This window comes from Leptolyngbya iicbica LK (genome assembly GCF_004212215.1).
Classification (GTDB): domain Bacteria; phylum Cyanobacteriota; class Cyanobacteriia; order Phormidesmidales; family Phormidesmidaceae; genus Halomicronema; species Halomicronema iicbica.
This window is the reverse complement of sequence record NZ_QVFV01000002.1, coordinates 590,678-605,741: the sequence shown is the minus strand read 5'-3', so window position 1 is coordinate 605,741 and position 15,064 is coordinate 590,678. Positions and strand designations below refer to the sequence as shown.

Genomic DNA, 15,064 nt, shown 5'->3' with positions numbered 1-15,064 from the left:
TAAGGACTCCAAGCATTCTAGCTATCACCCTCTAGAGAACAAGTGCCAGCGACTGACGAGGGTGCTGAGATATTGCTGAAGTGTCGGCAGCAAAAAGGCGGTGTAAAAGGCGGCGATCGCCGTCAACAGGATAGAAGTGATAGTCGTAATGGTCATCTATCGTTAGGGGGCTATGGCCGCCAGCGGTGATCCGTCATGATAGGAGGCTGAACTCATGCACAAGCCTCTGGGCAAGGGCGGGGAATTCTTGCCTTATGGGCAAAGCCCCAGTCCTCACTCTCTGAGACGAGGGCTGCTGTTCTACTGTTATCTACCAGGAAATAGCGTGCTCGGATTCATCTTAATTCTGCTGTCGTCACTATTCTTTTGCATTCAAAACGTCGTGGTGCGCATTTTGTTTGCCGAGCAAACGTTGATCGGCATTGGTGTGACTGGCGGCTTTTTGGCCCCAACGCTACACAATTCCTTTTTGCTGTTGCTGTTGCGCATGGTGCTGGCTGTGCCACTCATGGGTTTGCTCGTCAGTCGACTGCATCCCCCCATCTGGAAGGAGGTGCGCCAGTTGGCACAGCCTAGTGAGCGGCAGGCTTTGGGGCACGCGATCGCTGGTGGCCTATTAATGTTCACTTACCTGGCGCTGCTGTATGTCTCGATTGGTCTCATTGCCACCGCGATCGCCCTTACCTTGTTTTTCACTTTTCCCCTCTTTACGGCACTGTTATCGTGGTGCTTTTTAGGGCAGCGTCCGAGTGCGATGCAGTGGGGCATTATGGGCTGCATCATGATGGGTAGCGCCTTGACGATTCCGGCAGAGCAATGGTCAGGGGGCGGCAGTTGGGTCGGGGCAGTGCTGGGAGTCGCTAGTGGTGTGGCCTACGCAGCATATACTGTCAACGCCCAAAAAAGCTTTGATTATCTCCATCCGCTCACGTATACCTGGCTCAGCTTTGCCCTGACGCTGCTGTTTGCCGCCATCTGTCTGGTAGTCTGGCCGATTACCGATGCGCAAGATCTAGCTTGGACGCCGATTTGGATTTGGAGCCTGATTTCTGGCATCGTGACTTTCTCCGGTCACATGCTGTTTAACTCTGGCATCAAATATATTGGGGCGACGTTAGCCTCGATGCTCGGCTCGGCCAACCCAGCATTAACTGTGGTGCTGGCCTGGGTTGCCATTCGCGAAACGCTGGCCAGCATCCAACTTTTGGGCGTAGGCATTGTCACGGTGAGTGTCGCTTCACTCGGTCGCTTCAGGTAGCAACTGAGCGGTCATTCCCCTCGCTGCTCGGGTCGCCAACCAGCCGAAGCCTTGAACCGCTTTTGTGGCCCAATCCGAATCATATTCCCTGGAAATGAACTCGTCTGTCGGAGCAAAACTCTTAAAACGGCGCTGATTCTCCCTGGAGGGTGCCGATCACATCGGCGAAGGAGGGGTAGTCTACGCCACACTGTGACAACAAGGTGGTCGCTTGGCCACGATGGTGGGTTTGATGCTGGAAGAGTTGATCAAGCAACGCCCATAGCGGGATAGCATCATCGGTTTCTTTGCCTAAGTCACGCTCATCCAAAGTACTCACGAATTCGCAGACGGCTTGATCAATGTCGGCGCAGATAGTCGCTAATTCAGCCACGCTAGCCCCGTACTGTTTATCGGGTTGGAAGTCCCATTGTGGGGGTATGGCATCCAACGGTGAGGGGCGATTGATGAGGGCGCGAACCCGGGTCAGTAAAAAGTGATTGCCAAAAATAATGTGATTCAAGGTGCCGAGGATAGAGCCAAAGAAAGCACCTTTGTCTTCAGTTTGGCTAGCTACATCCAGCGATGAAACCAATCTGAATAATCGCGCATTCATTCTCTGGTTATGACTGGCAAGAACGATATAACGTTCGGCTATTTTCATGGTTCGCGATTGGCTTAACGGCTGAGTTGAGCGGCTGCTAGTATCTTCACTATAAAGGATTTTTCCTGAGCCAAGACTGAAATCAAAATGGGGATATTGGCAGAATTCACAACTATAAAGAACTGCTTTAAAGCAAGGAGCGTGGCCTAGTCAGTACTTCTCTGTATCGCCTGAGATCTCAGCCTATATCCAACGGTAGACTCAATTATTTTCTCCTTTATTTTAGATATATTTTCGCGGCTTTGGACGGGAATATCGAGGAACTTTGAAAGCTCAATCAAGTTCTTTTTTTTTAGATTATCTAAAAGGTTCTCTGCTTCAACTCTAGAGTTGATTTCCATAAGCTGGTCTGCCAACTTACGAAATTCTGACAAATCCTTGTTTTCTCGACTTGCTTTTTGATCTTCAATGAGTTTAAAAGACAAAATCTTTTTCCCAGACTTGAGAGCTGAGATATCTTCATCTGTAAGACGGTCTATGAATCGAGTGAATTGCTTTAGCAAGCTTGTGAAAATATCTTGATTCATTTTCTTCGAAGCCCAGACTTTTCAATAAACTGACTTGCAAATGTTTCAAGCTCTTGTGCAACGTCTTTATGGGTTGAGCTAGAGTAACGATTTAGCACCACTGGGACACCATATTGAGGGGCGTCAGCATACATTGTTTTATTTTCTCTCAATCTTTGCTCAAAAACAGGAAGGCCTAATTTCTCAGTTTGTCTGATGAATGGACGTAATGCCGAAATTGCGTCTCCGCTTCTTATCTCAACCATCGTGAATACTACGCCGAGTATTTTGGGATTGATCAATGGAACATCTAGACTATCCCCAACCTCACTGAACTCATTGTATTCTTCGACCAGAGTATTCACGCTTTTGATTAAATAGTCAATCCCCAAAGTTGATAGATAGTCAGGTTTGGCAGGAATTAAAATGTTGTCACTGCTAACAATTGCGTTTTTCGTGACGATATTGAAATTTGGAGGACAGTCGATCAAGACAAAGTCATAACTATTGTTACTGATTTCTGCCAAACCTTCAGCTAAACGACGATGAACTTTCAAATAATTTAATTTGGTCTGATTTAGCGTGGCTCCACCAAGTTGAGTTGCAAGTTCGAGATCAACATTAATAAGTCCAAGATTAGATGCTATTAGATCAAGTCTGCCACCATTGCCGCTCTCACTAATTTTTGAGTTCGCTATTTCAGGCGTAATAACTAAGGAATTCAATGGAAAGGACTCTTGCTGGGCAATGGCATCAAACCATCTCTTGATGGTTTTGGAATCAGCATAAGACTTTTGCCATATTTCGGGCTTGATAAATGAGAATGTAAGACTTGCTTGAGCATCCATATCAAGCAACAAAACGCGATAGCCGAGCCATGCCAGTTCAGCAGCTAGATTGGCCGTAACGGAGGTTTTGCCAACTCCACCTTTGTAATTTATTACTGCGGTAATTTGCATGTTTCAGTCTTTACGAAAAACATAAGTTAATAAGTTCTGATTTCTTCGAGAGATCAATGAATGCTTGTTTTATGCAGTCTGTCTTGATTTCTTAGAGAAACATTGACAATATCTTGCCATACCTTTGGGAAGGTCATGTGCAAAATTTTCTCTTGAGACACAACTCAACTATTTATTCAATATTTGGAATTGAATTTCACGATTCCGAGTGGTATACAAAATCTAGTTAACTAAGTGACAGGCAACATAGTGACCATTGCCAGCATCTTTGAATTCGGGTTCGGGGTTGTGGCGGCAGGCATCAACGGCAACGGGGCAGCGGGTGTGGAAGCGGCAGCCCTGGGGGGGATTGGTGGGGCTGGGCACATCGCCTTCGAGGATGATGCGTTCCCGCTTCGCTTCAATGGTGGGGTCGGGGATGGGGACAGCAGACAGCAGGGCTTGGGTGTAAGGGTGCAGCGGATTTTCGTAGAGGGCAACGCGATCGGCCAGTTCCACGACTTTGCCGAGGTACATGACGGCCACGCGATCGCTGATATGCCGCACCACACTCAAATCATGGGCGATGAAGAGATATGTTAGCCCCAACTCCTGTTGAAGTTTCTGCATCAGGTTCACCACCTGGGCCTGAATGGAGACATCCAGCGCCGCAATGGGTTCGTCCGCCACGATGAATTTGGGATTCACCGCGAGGGCGCGAGCGATGACGATGCGCTGGCGCTGCCCACCGGAAAATTCGTGAGGATAGCGGGTGATGAATTTCGGATTGAGGCCGACGATGTGCAAGAGTTCCGCCACGCGATCGCGCTTCTCTTTCCCGCTTGCCAGCCCATGCACCTCTAACGGCTCACCGACGATGCTGCCCACCGTCATGCGCGGATTCAGCGACGCATAGGGATCTTGAAAGATCATCTGCATCTCGCGCCGCTGCTGCCGCAGGCTTTCGCCACTTATCGCGGTCAGTTCGGCCTCTTTAAAATAGATCTTGCCAGCAGTGGGTCGCTCTAGTTGCAAAATGGCTTTGCCCGTGGTGCTTTTGCCACAGCCCGACTCGCCCACTAAGCCCAGCGTCTCACCTTGGCGCACCTCGAAAGTAATGCCATCCACGGCTTTGACGCTGCCCACCTGACGCTGAAAGATCAGCCCCTCCATTACTGGAAAGTGGACTTGCAGATCTTCAATCCGGAGGAGAGTTTGGGTTTTAGTGGGAGTAGCGGTCATGGGGCAAGGGGAGTGGTTGGGTGGCAGGGTGATTGGGTAGCAGGGTGATTGGGTGCGATGTGGGTGAGGTAAATGGGGTAGGGGAGAAAGGGGGGCAGGGGAGCCGGGGAGCGAGTAGGGGGCTAATGGGCGATCGCGCGTGCCCTCTCCAAAACTTCGGCGCCATTAGGTTTGACCCAGCAGGCGACGGTGTGATCGGGGCGATCGCCCACGGTTTCGAGGGTGGGGTCGTCGGTGTGGCAGCGATCGATGACGTAGGGACAACGGGCCGCGAAGGGGCAGCCGGAGGGATAGTCGGTGAGGTCGGGGGGCATGCCATCGACGGGTTTGAGTTCGGCTTTTTGGGCTTCGTCGAGGCGGGGAATGCTTTGCAGCAAGCCCAGGGTGTAAGGGTGACGCGGATTGGCGTAAAGTTGATCGAGAGGAGCGGATTCGACGATTTGCCCGGCGTACATGACGAGAATACGATCGGCGAGGCTGGCCAGCAGGGAGAGGTCATGGGTAATCCAGATGACCGCCATATTCAGTTCTTCCTTCAGCCGTTTCACCAGTTCCACAATTTGGGCCTGAATGGTCACATCCAGGGCGGTGGTGGGTTCGTCCGCAATCAGCAATTTGGGGTCGCAGGCCAGGCCCATGGCAATCATCACCCGCTGGCGCATACCGCCGGAAAATTGGTGGGGATAGTTGCGAATGCGATCGCTCGCCCCCGGAATGCCCACATGCTCCAGCAGTTCGATGGCGCGATCGCGGGCAGCAGTCTTGTCCAGCTTCATATGCACCCGGATGGACTCGGTGAGCTGCTTTTCTACCGTCAGCACCGGATTCAGGGAGGTCATCGGGTCTTGGAAAATCATGGAAATACGATTGCCCCGCAGCCGCCGAATATCTGGCAGGCTCAGCTTCAGCAAGTCCTGCCCTTCAAACATCACCTCGCCGTTCGTGATCTTGCCGGGAGGCTGGGGAATCAGCCGCATCACCGACAGCATCGTCATACTCTTGCCGGAACCCGATTCCCCCACAATGCCGACGGTTTCCTGATCGTTGACCTGGAAGGAAACGTCATTGACGGCATGAACGACGCCTTCGCCAGTGTAGAAGCGGGTTTGGAGGTTTTTGACGTCGAGTAGGGGCATGGGTTGGGGAGTGGTTGGGTGGCAGGGTGTGAGGGTGGGTGAGGTCGATGGAGTAGGTGAGGTGGGTGAGGTGAATGTGATAGGTGGAGTGGATGAACTTTTGAAAATCCAGAATCAAAAATCGGCAATCCAGAATTGCTACGTTCGTTGTTGCGGATCGAGGGCTTCGCGGAGGGCGTCGCCGAGGAGGTTGAAGCCGAGAACGGTGATGGCGATCGCTAAGCCGGGAAACGTGGTAATCCACGGGGCGCGTTTGAAGTAATCGCGTCCAGCGGCCAGCATTGCGCCCCATTCGGGCGAGGGGGGTTGAGCGCCGAGTCCCAAAAAGGAGAGGGCCGAAGCGGACAGCACCGCTACCGAAACCCCCACCGTCGCCACCACAATGATGGGGGAAAGAATGTTTGGCAGAATATGGCGAAACAGCAGCCGTACATGTTGAGCCCCGACGGCCTGGGCCGCTTTGAAATATTCCTTGTTTTTCTCCACTAGCACCGCCCCATAGGTGATGCGGGCATAGAACGGAATGGAGCTGATGCCCACGGCGATCATGGCGTTGGTCAGGCTGGGGCCGAGCACCGCGACTGCGGCCAATGCAATGAGGGTTTCGGTGAAGGAAAAGAGTACATCCACGGCTCGCATCAGGGCGGATTCCAGCCAGCCGCCGACGTAGCCTGCCACCAGCCCGGTCAAGACGCCCGCCGTCATAGAGATGCCCACCGCAATCAGTCCCACATACAGCGTCAAGCGAGAACCGTAGACGATGCGACTAAACAAATCGCGGCCAAATTCGTCGGTGCCAAACCAAAACTCGGCATTCGGCGGTTCCAGCGCGGACCCGACCCCTAATTCCGTCGGGTCGTAGGGGGCGATGAGCGGCGCAAAGATGGCTGTCACCACCAGCACCAGGCAAATCGCCGCGCCGATTTTGGCACTGGGACTTTTCAGGAGTCGCTTGAGAAATTGACCAAAGTCTTTGACCTTGGCGGCGACAATACTGGACGTAGACAGGGCAGAAACCGGCTGGGTCATTAGCTGTAGGTAATGCGGGGGTCAATCCAGGCGTAGAGAATGTCCAGCACAATGGACACCACGACCACGACGGTGGCAAAAATCAAGATGAAGCCTTGAATGGTGGGATAGTCGCGCTGAAAAATCGACTGAATCGCTAGCCGACCAATGCCGTTCCAGGCGAAGACGTTTTCCACCACGATCGCGCCCCCCATCATGTAAGTGAACTGGAGACCCAGCATGTTCACCACGTTGATCAGACCGTTGCGCAGGGCGTGGCGCGAGAGTACCAGGGTTTCCGCCAGCCCCTTGGCGCGGGCGGTGCGCATATAGTCTTGAGACAGCACATCCAACATGGACGATCGCGTCAGCCGCGACACCGCCGCCGCATTCGCCAAACCCAGGGTGAGGGCGGGCAGAATCAGGTTTTTGAAATCCGTCCCCGACACTGGCAACCAGCCTAAGCGAATCGAGAAGACGTACATCAGCATCAGCCCCAACCAAAAGCTGGGAATCGAAATGCCGATAATCGCCCCCGTCATCAGCGACGTATCCAGCCAGGTGCCGCGTTTGTAAGCGGCAAAAAAGCCAATCGGTACCCCCACGAACATGGTGATCAGCAACGCACTCAGCGCCAACACCAACGTATTCGGTAACCGCACCAGCAACAGTTCCAGCACGGGCTGATTGCCCCGAATGGTGGTGCCAAAATCCCCCTGCAAAATGCGCCCCATGTACATGAAGTACTGCTCGTAGATGGGGCGATCGAGGCCAAGCTGCGATCGAATTTGCTCAATCTGTTCCGGTGTGGTGGATTGCGACTGGGCAAACATGATCTGCACCGGATCCCCCGGCACCAGATGGATGAGCAGCGTCACGGCCACCGTCGTCACCCAAATAGTGAAAATGCCGCTGAGAATGCGCTTGAGGATGTATCGGGTCATGAGGGCTGGCTTTACGTTTGTTAACGGCCAATGCCGCCGAGGTTGCGCCTATTCAACGCAATTTGCGAAAAATTAAACGTTCATCGTGAACGATTGGGGGGATGGGGCGATCTCCATCCCCCGGTAGGGGCGAGGCATTTTGTTTGATTCGTCCTGGCAACACCAGAATGTGATTCTCAAAATGCCTCGCCCCTACGACCGGTGTCGCGATCATTCGCGATCGCGACACAGGCAACAACGTTATTGCACCAATTTGATGTCGTTAAACAATGGACGGTTGAACGGCCCAATCACAAACCCATCCACTGCCGACGTGGTGGTGTAAATCCACAGCCAGCCCGGCGTGTAGAGGGGCACATGCACCGCATTTTCTAGCAGGTACTGCTGCGCATCCTGCACCGCCGCGAGCCGTGCTTCTGGATCGACGGTTGTGCGGGTAGTGTCCAACAACGCATCCAGTTCGGGGGTTTGGTAGCCGCTGTAAGCACCGGGAGAGTGCCAGAGCTGGTGCAAAATGTCGGGGTCATACCAGGCCCAGCCCATCATGTCAAAGGTGCTTTGGCCGCTATCGGTTTCATTCTCCTGCTTCACCCGCGCGTTCATCGTGCCGATATCCATGGTCTCGATTTCGGTTTCGATGCCCACCTGTGCAAGCTGATTTTGGAAGACCTGCACCATCTTTTCGCGGTTGCCGCCCACCCAGGTCATCATCGTGACCGTGAGCGGATTTTCGGGACCATATCCCAGCTCCGCCAGCAGTTCCTGAGCTTTAGCGGGGTCATATTCGTAGCCGTGCTCCGCGCAGAATTCCTGGTCGTTCCCCAGCACCCCGCGAGCCACGGTGCATTTTTCCCGCTTCACCACATCACCAAAGACGATATCGATCGCCGCATCCGGGTCGATCGCATAGGCCACGGCCTGCCGCGCCCGAATGTCATCAAAGGGTGGGCGAGAAATGGTGAATTCAAAGAACACGTTCTGCCCGGTCTTCTCCGCCACATACAGTTCGAGGGAATCGTCCGAGCGAATCGCCTCTAATTCTTCCAACGGCGGCTCTGCAATGATGTCGAGCTCGCCAGTTTGCAAACCCGCGAGACGGGTCTGCGGTTCCGGGATCTGTTTGATGACTAACTCATCCAGGTAAGGCGCACCGGGATTCTCAATGGGTCGGCCAAAGTTCTGATAATCGGCATTCTTTTCCAGCACAATCTCGTCACCCTTGGTCCAGCTCACGAGCTTCCAGGGACCAGTACCGACCGCCGCGCTCACCCCAAACTCGTCGCCCAGCTCTTCCGCACTGTCGCAAATCTGGCTGGAGAACGGATCCGCCATGAAGGAAATGAAAGCCCCAAATGGCTTTTCAAAAGTGAATTTCACCGTCAGATCGTCGACGACTTCGACCGAGGTAATCGGCCCCCACGCGCCGCTGGTGACACTGGGATTTTCTTCATTAATCGCCCGCTCAGCGGTGTACTTCACGTCATTGGCGTCAAAGGGGGTGCCGTCATGGCAGACAATGCCCTCATTCAAGACAAAGGTCGCTTCCAAGCCGTCGTCGCTCACTGTCCACTCTTTTGCCAAGTTGGGCACGACTTCGCCATTGTCGTTAAACGCTAACAGGGTGTCGTAAATCTGGTCGAACACTTGCCAGGAAAGGGTCGTGGTCGTGCGATGGGGGTCGAGGGAGTCGGCGTCGCCATAGCGGGCCCACGTGACCGATCCGCCTTCTGTCGGGGTGCCCGCTTCTTCTGTCGCGCCGTCTTCGCCCGTCTCTGTGGTGGCGGTTTGATCGCCGCCACATCCCGCGATCGCGAATCCGACTAATGCAAATCCCGCTAACAATTTACCGGCGTGTTTAGGGTGGAAGTTGAAACTCATTGCTTTTGCGTTCTCCTCAATCTTTATGGCTGCCAAAGCCGGGGGCCGAGTTTTCCCATCTCTAGGAACTTATTGAAAGACCATAAGGGGGAAGCCCATCAAGCCAGAATTTGTGCAGATAAGTTTAAGGTTTGATTAGGAAAACACGAGTTGGTTGCGCTGATAGGGGTGAATGTGGGCGGCGTCAACGTCAGGGAAAGGATGGGCATACTAGACGCAATCAGGCGTATCAAGCGTTACCCAAAACTGTACGATCACTCACGCTATGACTCCGACTGTCGCCTCTTCTCCCGCTATTAGCTCTGACCCAGCGCTCACCCATGATCTGAGTCCGCCGCCCCTAGGCCTTGCCTTTCGACGAGAATTCTTGAGTAATAGCGGTCATTTCCTCATTCTGAAAAGTCTGGCGGATATTGCGCTCTACGGCTGGCGGGGGTTTGTGACCGACCCCACTGAATATCTATTGATTGGGGCCATGCTGCTCCAAACGCTGTATCTGTCTCGCCCCCATCCGTCAAGGTTTTGGGGCAATTTGATGGGGGTCAGCCTATACACGCTGATTGATTTGCCGGTGGATGGCCGGGAGTTTTTCGAGAGTCCATCGCACGGCGTTTTTTGGTTGTTTTCGCTCGCGATCGCCCTGCTGCAAAGCAGTCGCTATCATTGGCGACCCCAATGGGAACGCTGGACGCTACCGCTGGAAAGTGTCGTGCGCATGTTGATGGTGCTGCTCTTTTATTTGGTGGTGCGAGCGGGCGATCAGTCCAGTCAGTTAATGAATTGGCAGTGGTTAGGGCAGTTTGCCGACGAGAATACCCATTTCTTTTTAATGACAAGTTTGATGCTGGTGGGGCTGTTGTTAGGGATGCACCAGTTGCAAATTGTCAGGCAACAACGCCAGCTCCAACAAACGACGGTGCTGTTGCAGAACCTGGCGGAATGGGGATTGGGCAGCCATGCTGTAATGACCGCGGTGAACCATCCCGAGCGGTTAGCCTTTCAGCAGTGCGATCGCGCCATCGTGTTTATGGATATTCGTGGCTTTACTCACTGGTCAGAACACACCGATACCGAAACCGTTGCCGCCACCCTTAACCACTACTACCAGCAAGTAGAACCCGCCGTTTCCCAACACCATCCCCTGCGCATCACCTTCACCGGGGATGAAATCATGGCGATTTATGCCAGTCCGCAGCAGGCGTTGGCCGCCGCGCAAGCGATGCAGCAGGCCGCCGCCCCGGTGTTGCAGCCGCACCACATCGGGGCGGGATGCGGTATTCACTACGGCACCGTAGTGGAAGGGTTATTTGGCGGCGACTCGGTGCGCACTTACACCGTGATTGGTGATGTGGTGAATACGGCGAAACGCTTGGAAAGCGCTACCCCGGCAGGGGAAATCACAATTTCGGATGCCGTGTATCAGGCCCTGCATCAGCGGGTGGCAGTGAAACAGTCCCACAACCTGAACCTGAAAGGCAAAACGGAGCCTCTGACAGTTTGGCGAGTCGCTTGACAGCAGGTGGCCGCAGGCACCGACCCTGAGCTTACTCATCTTTTAGAATGGGCTGTCCCCTATTGACGAGAAGCCGATGACGATCGCGATCGCGGCCTCCGGCCCCAATGCTGGACTGGCTATTTTTAAGGCATTGCAAGCGGCTGAGGCCGTGGGGACAGGAGCCATTCGCGGTTTTGTGATGTTGGCAGTAATCACAAGCGAGGGCGAACTGCAACGCTACGAAACCCAGCGAGGCGGCACTCGCACTCTGTTCACCGAGGGGGAAACCACAGGAGTGGAACCGCCAGAAATGGTGCAAGGGGCGATCGCGGCAGCCCTGATTTCCTCCGGACCCGATCGCCCAACGCCACTGTCTCAATTTCTCACCGCCGATGCAAATGCCGGACTTGTCACCGCTCACCGCGTTCCCCAGGGGCCGAGCATCAACGGCATTCCCCTCAACGTTGAAGTTTTGGACGCCCTCCAATCGGGGCAATCAGCCCAAGCTGCTACCGAGTCGGTATTAGCCGCCAATCCCCAAGCCGATGTGGGTTTTATCACGATTGATCGTCAGGGCAACCTGTATCTGCAAAATGCCCCTCGGGTGCAAAAGCGTCCTGATATCGGTATGGCCTATCGCGAAGATGCCGCCACAGGAGCCAAGTTGGGCGTGCTGCATAACGCGATCTCGCCCTACTCATCGCTTGCGCCCTTAGTCGCTGACATCGGCTTTCGGTGCATGGTGGAGCCAGCGCCAGTGATTGGTCATTTCACCATTGCGGCGGGTGTCCCGATTATTTATGGCGACGTAGATGCGGTGGACGTGGACGAATACGGGGTGGCGCAACGGGTGGTGACGAGCGATCGCACGTTTACCGATCGCGATCGCTCCGGCGTCGGCATCTACCTTCACAGCATCGTGCGCCACAACGGACAGGCGATCGGCAAAACCCTCTTCGAGCCGATCTGCATTGTCAGCGGCGGCCACATTGTCGAAATGAGCGGCCAAACGAGTTTGCAAATTAGCTATACCCATCCTTAAAAGCTGCACTTCGGCTCTCAATCACCTACGCTACTATCGTCACATGACAACCAGAATCGTGATTGATACCAGCGTTTTTGTCAGCGCTTTAATTGGACCATCTGGCCCAAGTCGCCAGTTGATTCGGCGTTGTCTTACTGGTGAATATCAACTGATGGGCACCAGCTTGTTTTGCGAGTACGAATCAGTGATCGGTCGAAAGCAGGTTCTTGAGCCATGCCCGCTCACTCAGGCCGAAATCCTAGCCTTGCTTCAAGCGCTAATGAGCGTGAGTCAGTGGGTTTTTGTTTATTACACTTGGCGTCCTAACCTCAAAGATGAGGCCGACAACCATCTCATTGAACTGGCGATCGCTGGGCGGGCAAGTCTAATTGCGACGAATAACATCAGGGACTTCCAAAATAGTGAACTCCGCTTTCCCCATCTACAGATATTGAAACCAGAAGCAATTTTAAAGGGCGAATCATCATGGCCACACTGACTATTCGGCTACCAGACGACAAACATGAAAGACTCCAAGCACTCGCTCGCAGTCGCGGCATCAGTCTCAATACCCTGATGGAAGAACTATCAACCACTGCGCTAGTCGAATTTGAGACCTTCACCCGGTTCCAAGCAATGGCCGCCCAAGGGAGTGCCCAAACCGGATTGCAACTGCTAGATCACCTTGATCATCTCACTCAGGATCGTGAGACTGAATAATTTGTCCGAAGGTTGATGAGATGACGAACATGTTGCCCGATTTGATCATTCGTCACGGTACGGTCATTGATGGAACGGGAGCCCAGCGGATGAGTGTGGATGTGGCTGTGACGGGCGATCGCATCACGGCCATCGGCGATTTGGCCCACCTTTCTGCACCACAGGAAATTGACGCGACCGGACGAATTGTGGCCCCCGGTTTCATTGATGTGCATACCCACGACGATCGCCTGCTGCTCTCCCATCCAGCGATGACGCCGAAGCTCAGCCAGGGCGTAACCACCGTCGTTACAGGAAACTGTGGTATCAGCCTCGCGCCCTTGAAAGCCACGGATCGCCCCCCGCCACCGCTAGATTTGCTGGGCGATCGCCCCTGGTATCGCTTCGCCACCTTTGCGGAATACATCGCCGAACTAGAGTCCCATCCTCCCGCCATCAATACCGCGCCCATGGTGGGGCATTCCACGTTGCGGGTGGCGGCGATGGCAGATGTCCGGCAGCCTGCTAGCCCAGCCGAAATCGAGACCATGCGATCGCTATTGCAAGAAGCATTGGATGCGGGGGCGATCGGCTTTTCCACGGGACTGTTTTACCCCACCAACAAACCGGCTCCCAAGGAAGAAGTGATTGCCCTGGCCGCACTGCTCGCTCCTGTCGGCGGCATCTACACCACCCACATGCGCGACGAAGCAGACGATGTGGAAAAGTCCCTGGACGAAACCTTTGCCACAGCCCAGGCCGCAGGCGTCCCCGTGGTGATTTCCCATCACAAATGCTCGGGTCGCGCGAACTGGGGCCGCAGCGTGCAAACCCTGCAAAAGATTGACCAGGCGCGATCTCGCCAACTCGTGGGCCTGGATGTGTATCCCTATGCCGCCAGTTCCACCGTGCTGATGCCGGAGTTGATGGACGACCAACTCCGCACCCGCATCACCTGGTCCGAAGCCGCCCCAGAAATGGCCGGACAAGATTTGAGCGCGATCGCCGCGCAATGGGGCTGTTCCCAAACCGAAGCGGCCGCCCGCCTGCAACCCGCCGGGGCCGTTTATTTCCAGATGGATGAAGCGGATGTGCAGCGCATTCTCGCCTATCCCCACACCATGGTCGGTTCCGACGGCTTACCCCACGATCGCTTTCCCCATCCCCGGTTATGGGGCGCATTTCCCCGCGTGTTGGGCCACTACGCCCGCGATCTGGGGCTGTTTTCGCTGGAAGAAGCGGTGCATCGCATGACGGGACTCTCGGCGGCACAGTTTCGATTGCGCGATCGCGGCGTGCTGCAACCCGGAGCCTTTGCTGACATCACCGTCTTTGATGCCGATACGATCCTCGATCAGGCCAGTTTTGAGGAGCCGACTCGGCCCGCCAGCGGTATCGAGTATGTGGTAGTGAATGGCGCGATCGCCTGGAATGCCAGAGGCACTACCGATAGCCGTACCGGGCGAGTCTTGAAGCGCCCAGCCTGAGCAGTTCAAGACAGTGCTACAGTGAGCGGCTCTCGACTTGGGCCTGCAACTGTTGGGTTTGCTGGGTGGTGACGGTGGCCATGCAAGTATTCATAGCGCCAGATTCAAAGGCGCAGTGGGCATCCCGATAGTCGAGCCAGGCCAGTTGCGCGTCCGTTAACTGATCTTGTTCTGATGCTGACAATAGATCTTGCAAGTCTTGGTAAGCCACATTCAGCGCTTGATCAGCCGCTTCGAAATCAGTCTGCATCGGGGCGGTCTGTTCCAACAAAGCTGTGCGCTCTTGGGTGAGTTGGGTCATGCAGGTGCCATAGATGAGGGGTTGTATCGAGCCCCCCGCATACTGCCCCTGCACAAAGTCACAATACAGATCACGGTAAGTAATCCACGCTTGCTCTGCCGCTACGAGTTGGTCGGCTTGGGCGCCACTTACGGTCGCTAGCGTCGCCTGGTACGCATTGTTGAGTTGCACATCGGCCCGCTCATATTCCGCCCCCGCACAAATATTCATCTGAGTTTGGGTGTCAGGACTGGCACACTCGGCGGGCAACTTGGGCACGGGTTTGGGCGCGGGCGCTTTGGGCTGGGTGGACTGTTCAGTGGTGTTGTTGGCCGTGCCGATCGCGCCATCCCCCTTTGTCGAGTCGGTGCTAGCGGCGTCTGACTGCTCCGTCGTCTGACTGGAGGCGGCATCGGTAGCCGTATCTTCCGCTGCGTTCGGCGTTGATTGGCAAGCCGCGATCGCCCCCAGCATCAAGCTGAGCCAAAGCCCCCGCTGTAGCGATGTCACCACCCTGTTCGTCATG

Annotated in this window: 16 protein-coding genes; 6 read left to right on the top strand and 10 right to left on the bottom strand. The window is 54.7% G+C overall.

Features of this window, described 5'->3' with window-relative positions:
• Positions 1-24: 24 nt before the first annotated feature.
• Positions 25-156 (bottom strand): hypothetical protein, encoded by a 132-nt coding sequence (locus tag DYY88_RS24870; RefSeq protein WP_302849235.1) that lies wholly within the window; start codon positions 154-156, stop codon positions 25-27.
• 58 nt (positions 157-214) lie between these two features.
• Between DYY88_RS24870 and DYY88_RS09695 the strand changes: the two genes are divergently transcribed.
• Complete coding sequence (locus DYY88_RS09695) at positions 215-1,258, top strand: DMT family transporter (protein WP_201279049.1); 1,044 nt, start codon at positions 215-217, stop codon at positions 1,256-1,258.
• Positions 1,259-1,379: 121 nt separating this feature from the next.
• Here DYY88_RS09695 and DYY88_RS09690 read toward each other — a convergent pair whose 3' ends face one another.
• The 8 genes from DYY88_RS09690 to DYY88_RS09655 all read right to left on the bottom strand — a co-directional run bounded on the left by DYY88_RS09690 (position 1,380) and on the right by DYY88_RS09655 (position 9,553).
• Positions 1,380-1,901 carry a DinB family protein gene (locus DYY88_RS09690; protein WP_072041349.1) on the bottom strand — a complete coding sequence of 174 codons (522 nt, stop codon included), beginning with the start codon at positions 1,899-1,901 and terminating at the stop codon, positions 1,380-1,382.
• Between the two features lie 146 nt (positions 1,902-2,047).
• Complete coding sequence (locus tag DYY88_RS09685) at positions 2,048-2,428, bottom strand: hypothetical protein (protein WP_039728234.1); 381 nt, start codon at positions 2,426-2,428, stop codon at positions 2,048-2,050.
• Positions 2,425-3,366: a ParA family protein gene (locus DYY88_RS09680; RefSeq protein ID WP_039728235.1), complete on the bottom strand. Its 942-nt coding sequence runs from the start codon at positions 3,364-3,366 to the stop codon at positions 2,425-2,427. The genes DYY88_RS09685 and DYY88_RS09680 overlap by 4 nt, the downstream gene beginning before the upstream one ends.
• Before the next feature lie 222 nt (positions 3,367-3,588).
• Positions 3,589-4,587: an ABC transporter ATP-binding protein gene (locus DYY88_RS09675; protein WP_039728236.1), complete on the bottom strand. Its 999-nt coding sequence runs from the start codon at positions 4,585-4,587 to the stop codon at positions 3,589-3,591.
• Between the two features lie 122 nt (positions 4,588-4,709).
• Entirely contained in the window at positions 4,710-5,723 is a 1,014-nt protein-coding gene (locus DYY88_RS09670; protein WP_039728237.1) for an ABC transporter ATP-binding protein, read from the bottom strand.
• A 138-nt stretch (positions 5,724-5,861) separates the two neighbouring features.
• Entirely contained in the window at positions 5,862-6,752 is an 891-nt protein-coding gene (gene nikC, locus DYY88_RS09665) for a nickel transporter permease (RefSeq protein ID WP_039728239.1), read from the bottom strand.
• Complete coding sequence (locus tag DYY88_RS09660; RefSeq protein WP_039728241.1) at positions 6,752-7,675, bottom strand: ABC transporter permease; 924 nt, start codon at positions 7,673-7,675, stop codon at positions 6,752-6,754. The genes nikC and DYY88_RS09660 overlap by 1 nt, the downstream gene beginning before the upstream one ends.
• Positions 7,676-7,915: 240 nt before the next feature.
• On the bottom strand, positions 7,916-9,553 hold the full coding sequence (locus DYY88_RS09655; RefSeq protein ID WP_072041350.1) for an ABC transporter substrate-binding protein: 1,638 nt from the start codon (positions 9,551-9,553) through the stop codon (positions 7,916-7,918).
• 265 nt (positions 9,554-9,818) lie between these two features.
• Here DYY88_RS09655 and DYY88_RS09650 point away from each other — a divergent pair, with 265 nt between their 5' ends.
• The 5 genes from DYY88_RS09650 to DYY88_RS09630 all read left to right on the top strand — a co-directional run bounded on the left by DYY88_RS09650 (position 9,819) and on the right by DYY88_RS09630 (position 14,258).
• Positions 9,819-11,066, top strand: coding sequence for an adenylate/guanylate cyclase domain-containing protein (locus DYY88_RS09650; RefSeq protein ID WP_084607127.1), 1,248 nt, complete (start codon positions 9,819-9,821; stop codon positions 11,064-11,066).
• Between the two features lie 76 nt (positions 11,067-11,142).
• Complete coding sequence (locus DYY88_RS09645) at positions 11,143-12,090, top strand: DUF6963 family protein (protein WP_052288552.1); 948 nt, start codon at positions 11,143-11,145, stop codon at positions 12,088-12,090.
• Positions 12,091-12,148: 58 nt separating this feature from the next.
• Complete coding sequence (locus DYY88_RS09640; protein ID WP_242517597.1) at positions 12,149-12,571, top strand: putative toxin-antitoxin system toxin component, PIN family; 423 nt, start codon at positions 12,149-12,151, stop codon at positions 12,569-12,571.
• Entirely contained in the window at positions 12,559-12,792 is a 234-nt protein-coding gene (locus DYY88_RS09635; protein ID WP_039728245.1) for a toxin-antitoxin system HicB family antitoxin, read from the top strand. The genes DYY88_RS09640 and DYY88_RS09635 overlap by 13 nt, the downstream gene beginning before the upstream one ends.
• 20 nt (positions 12,793-12,812) lie before the next feature.
• Positions 12,813-14,258, top strand: coding sequence for an N-acyl-D-amino-acid deacylase family protein (locus DYY88_RS09630; protein WP_039728246.1), 1,446 nt, complete (start codon positions 12,813-12,815; stop codon positions 14,256-14,258).
• 16 nt (positions 14,259-14,274) lie between these two features.
• On the opposite strand, the gene DYY88_RS09625 is transcribed toward DYY88_RS09630, so the two are convergent.
• The gene (locus DYY88_RS09625; protein WP_052456700.1) at positions 14,275-15,063 is read right to left on the bottom strand and encodes a lysozyme inhibitor LprI family protein; all 789 of its coding nucleotides are present in this window, start codon (positions 15,061-15,063) and stop codon (positions 14,275-14,277) included.
• Position 15,064: the final 1 nt, after the last annotated feature.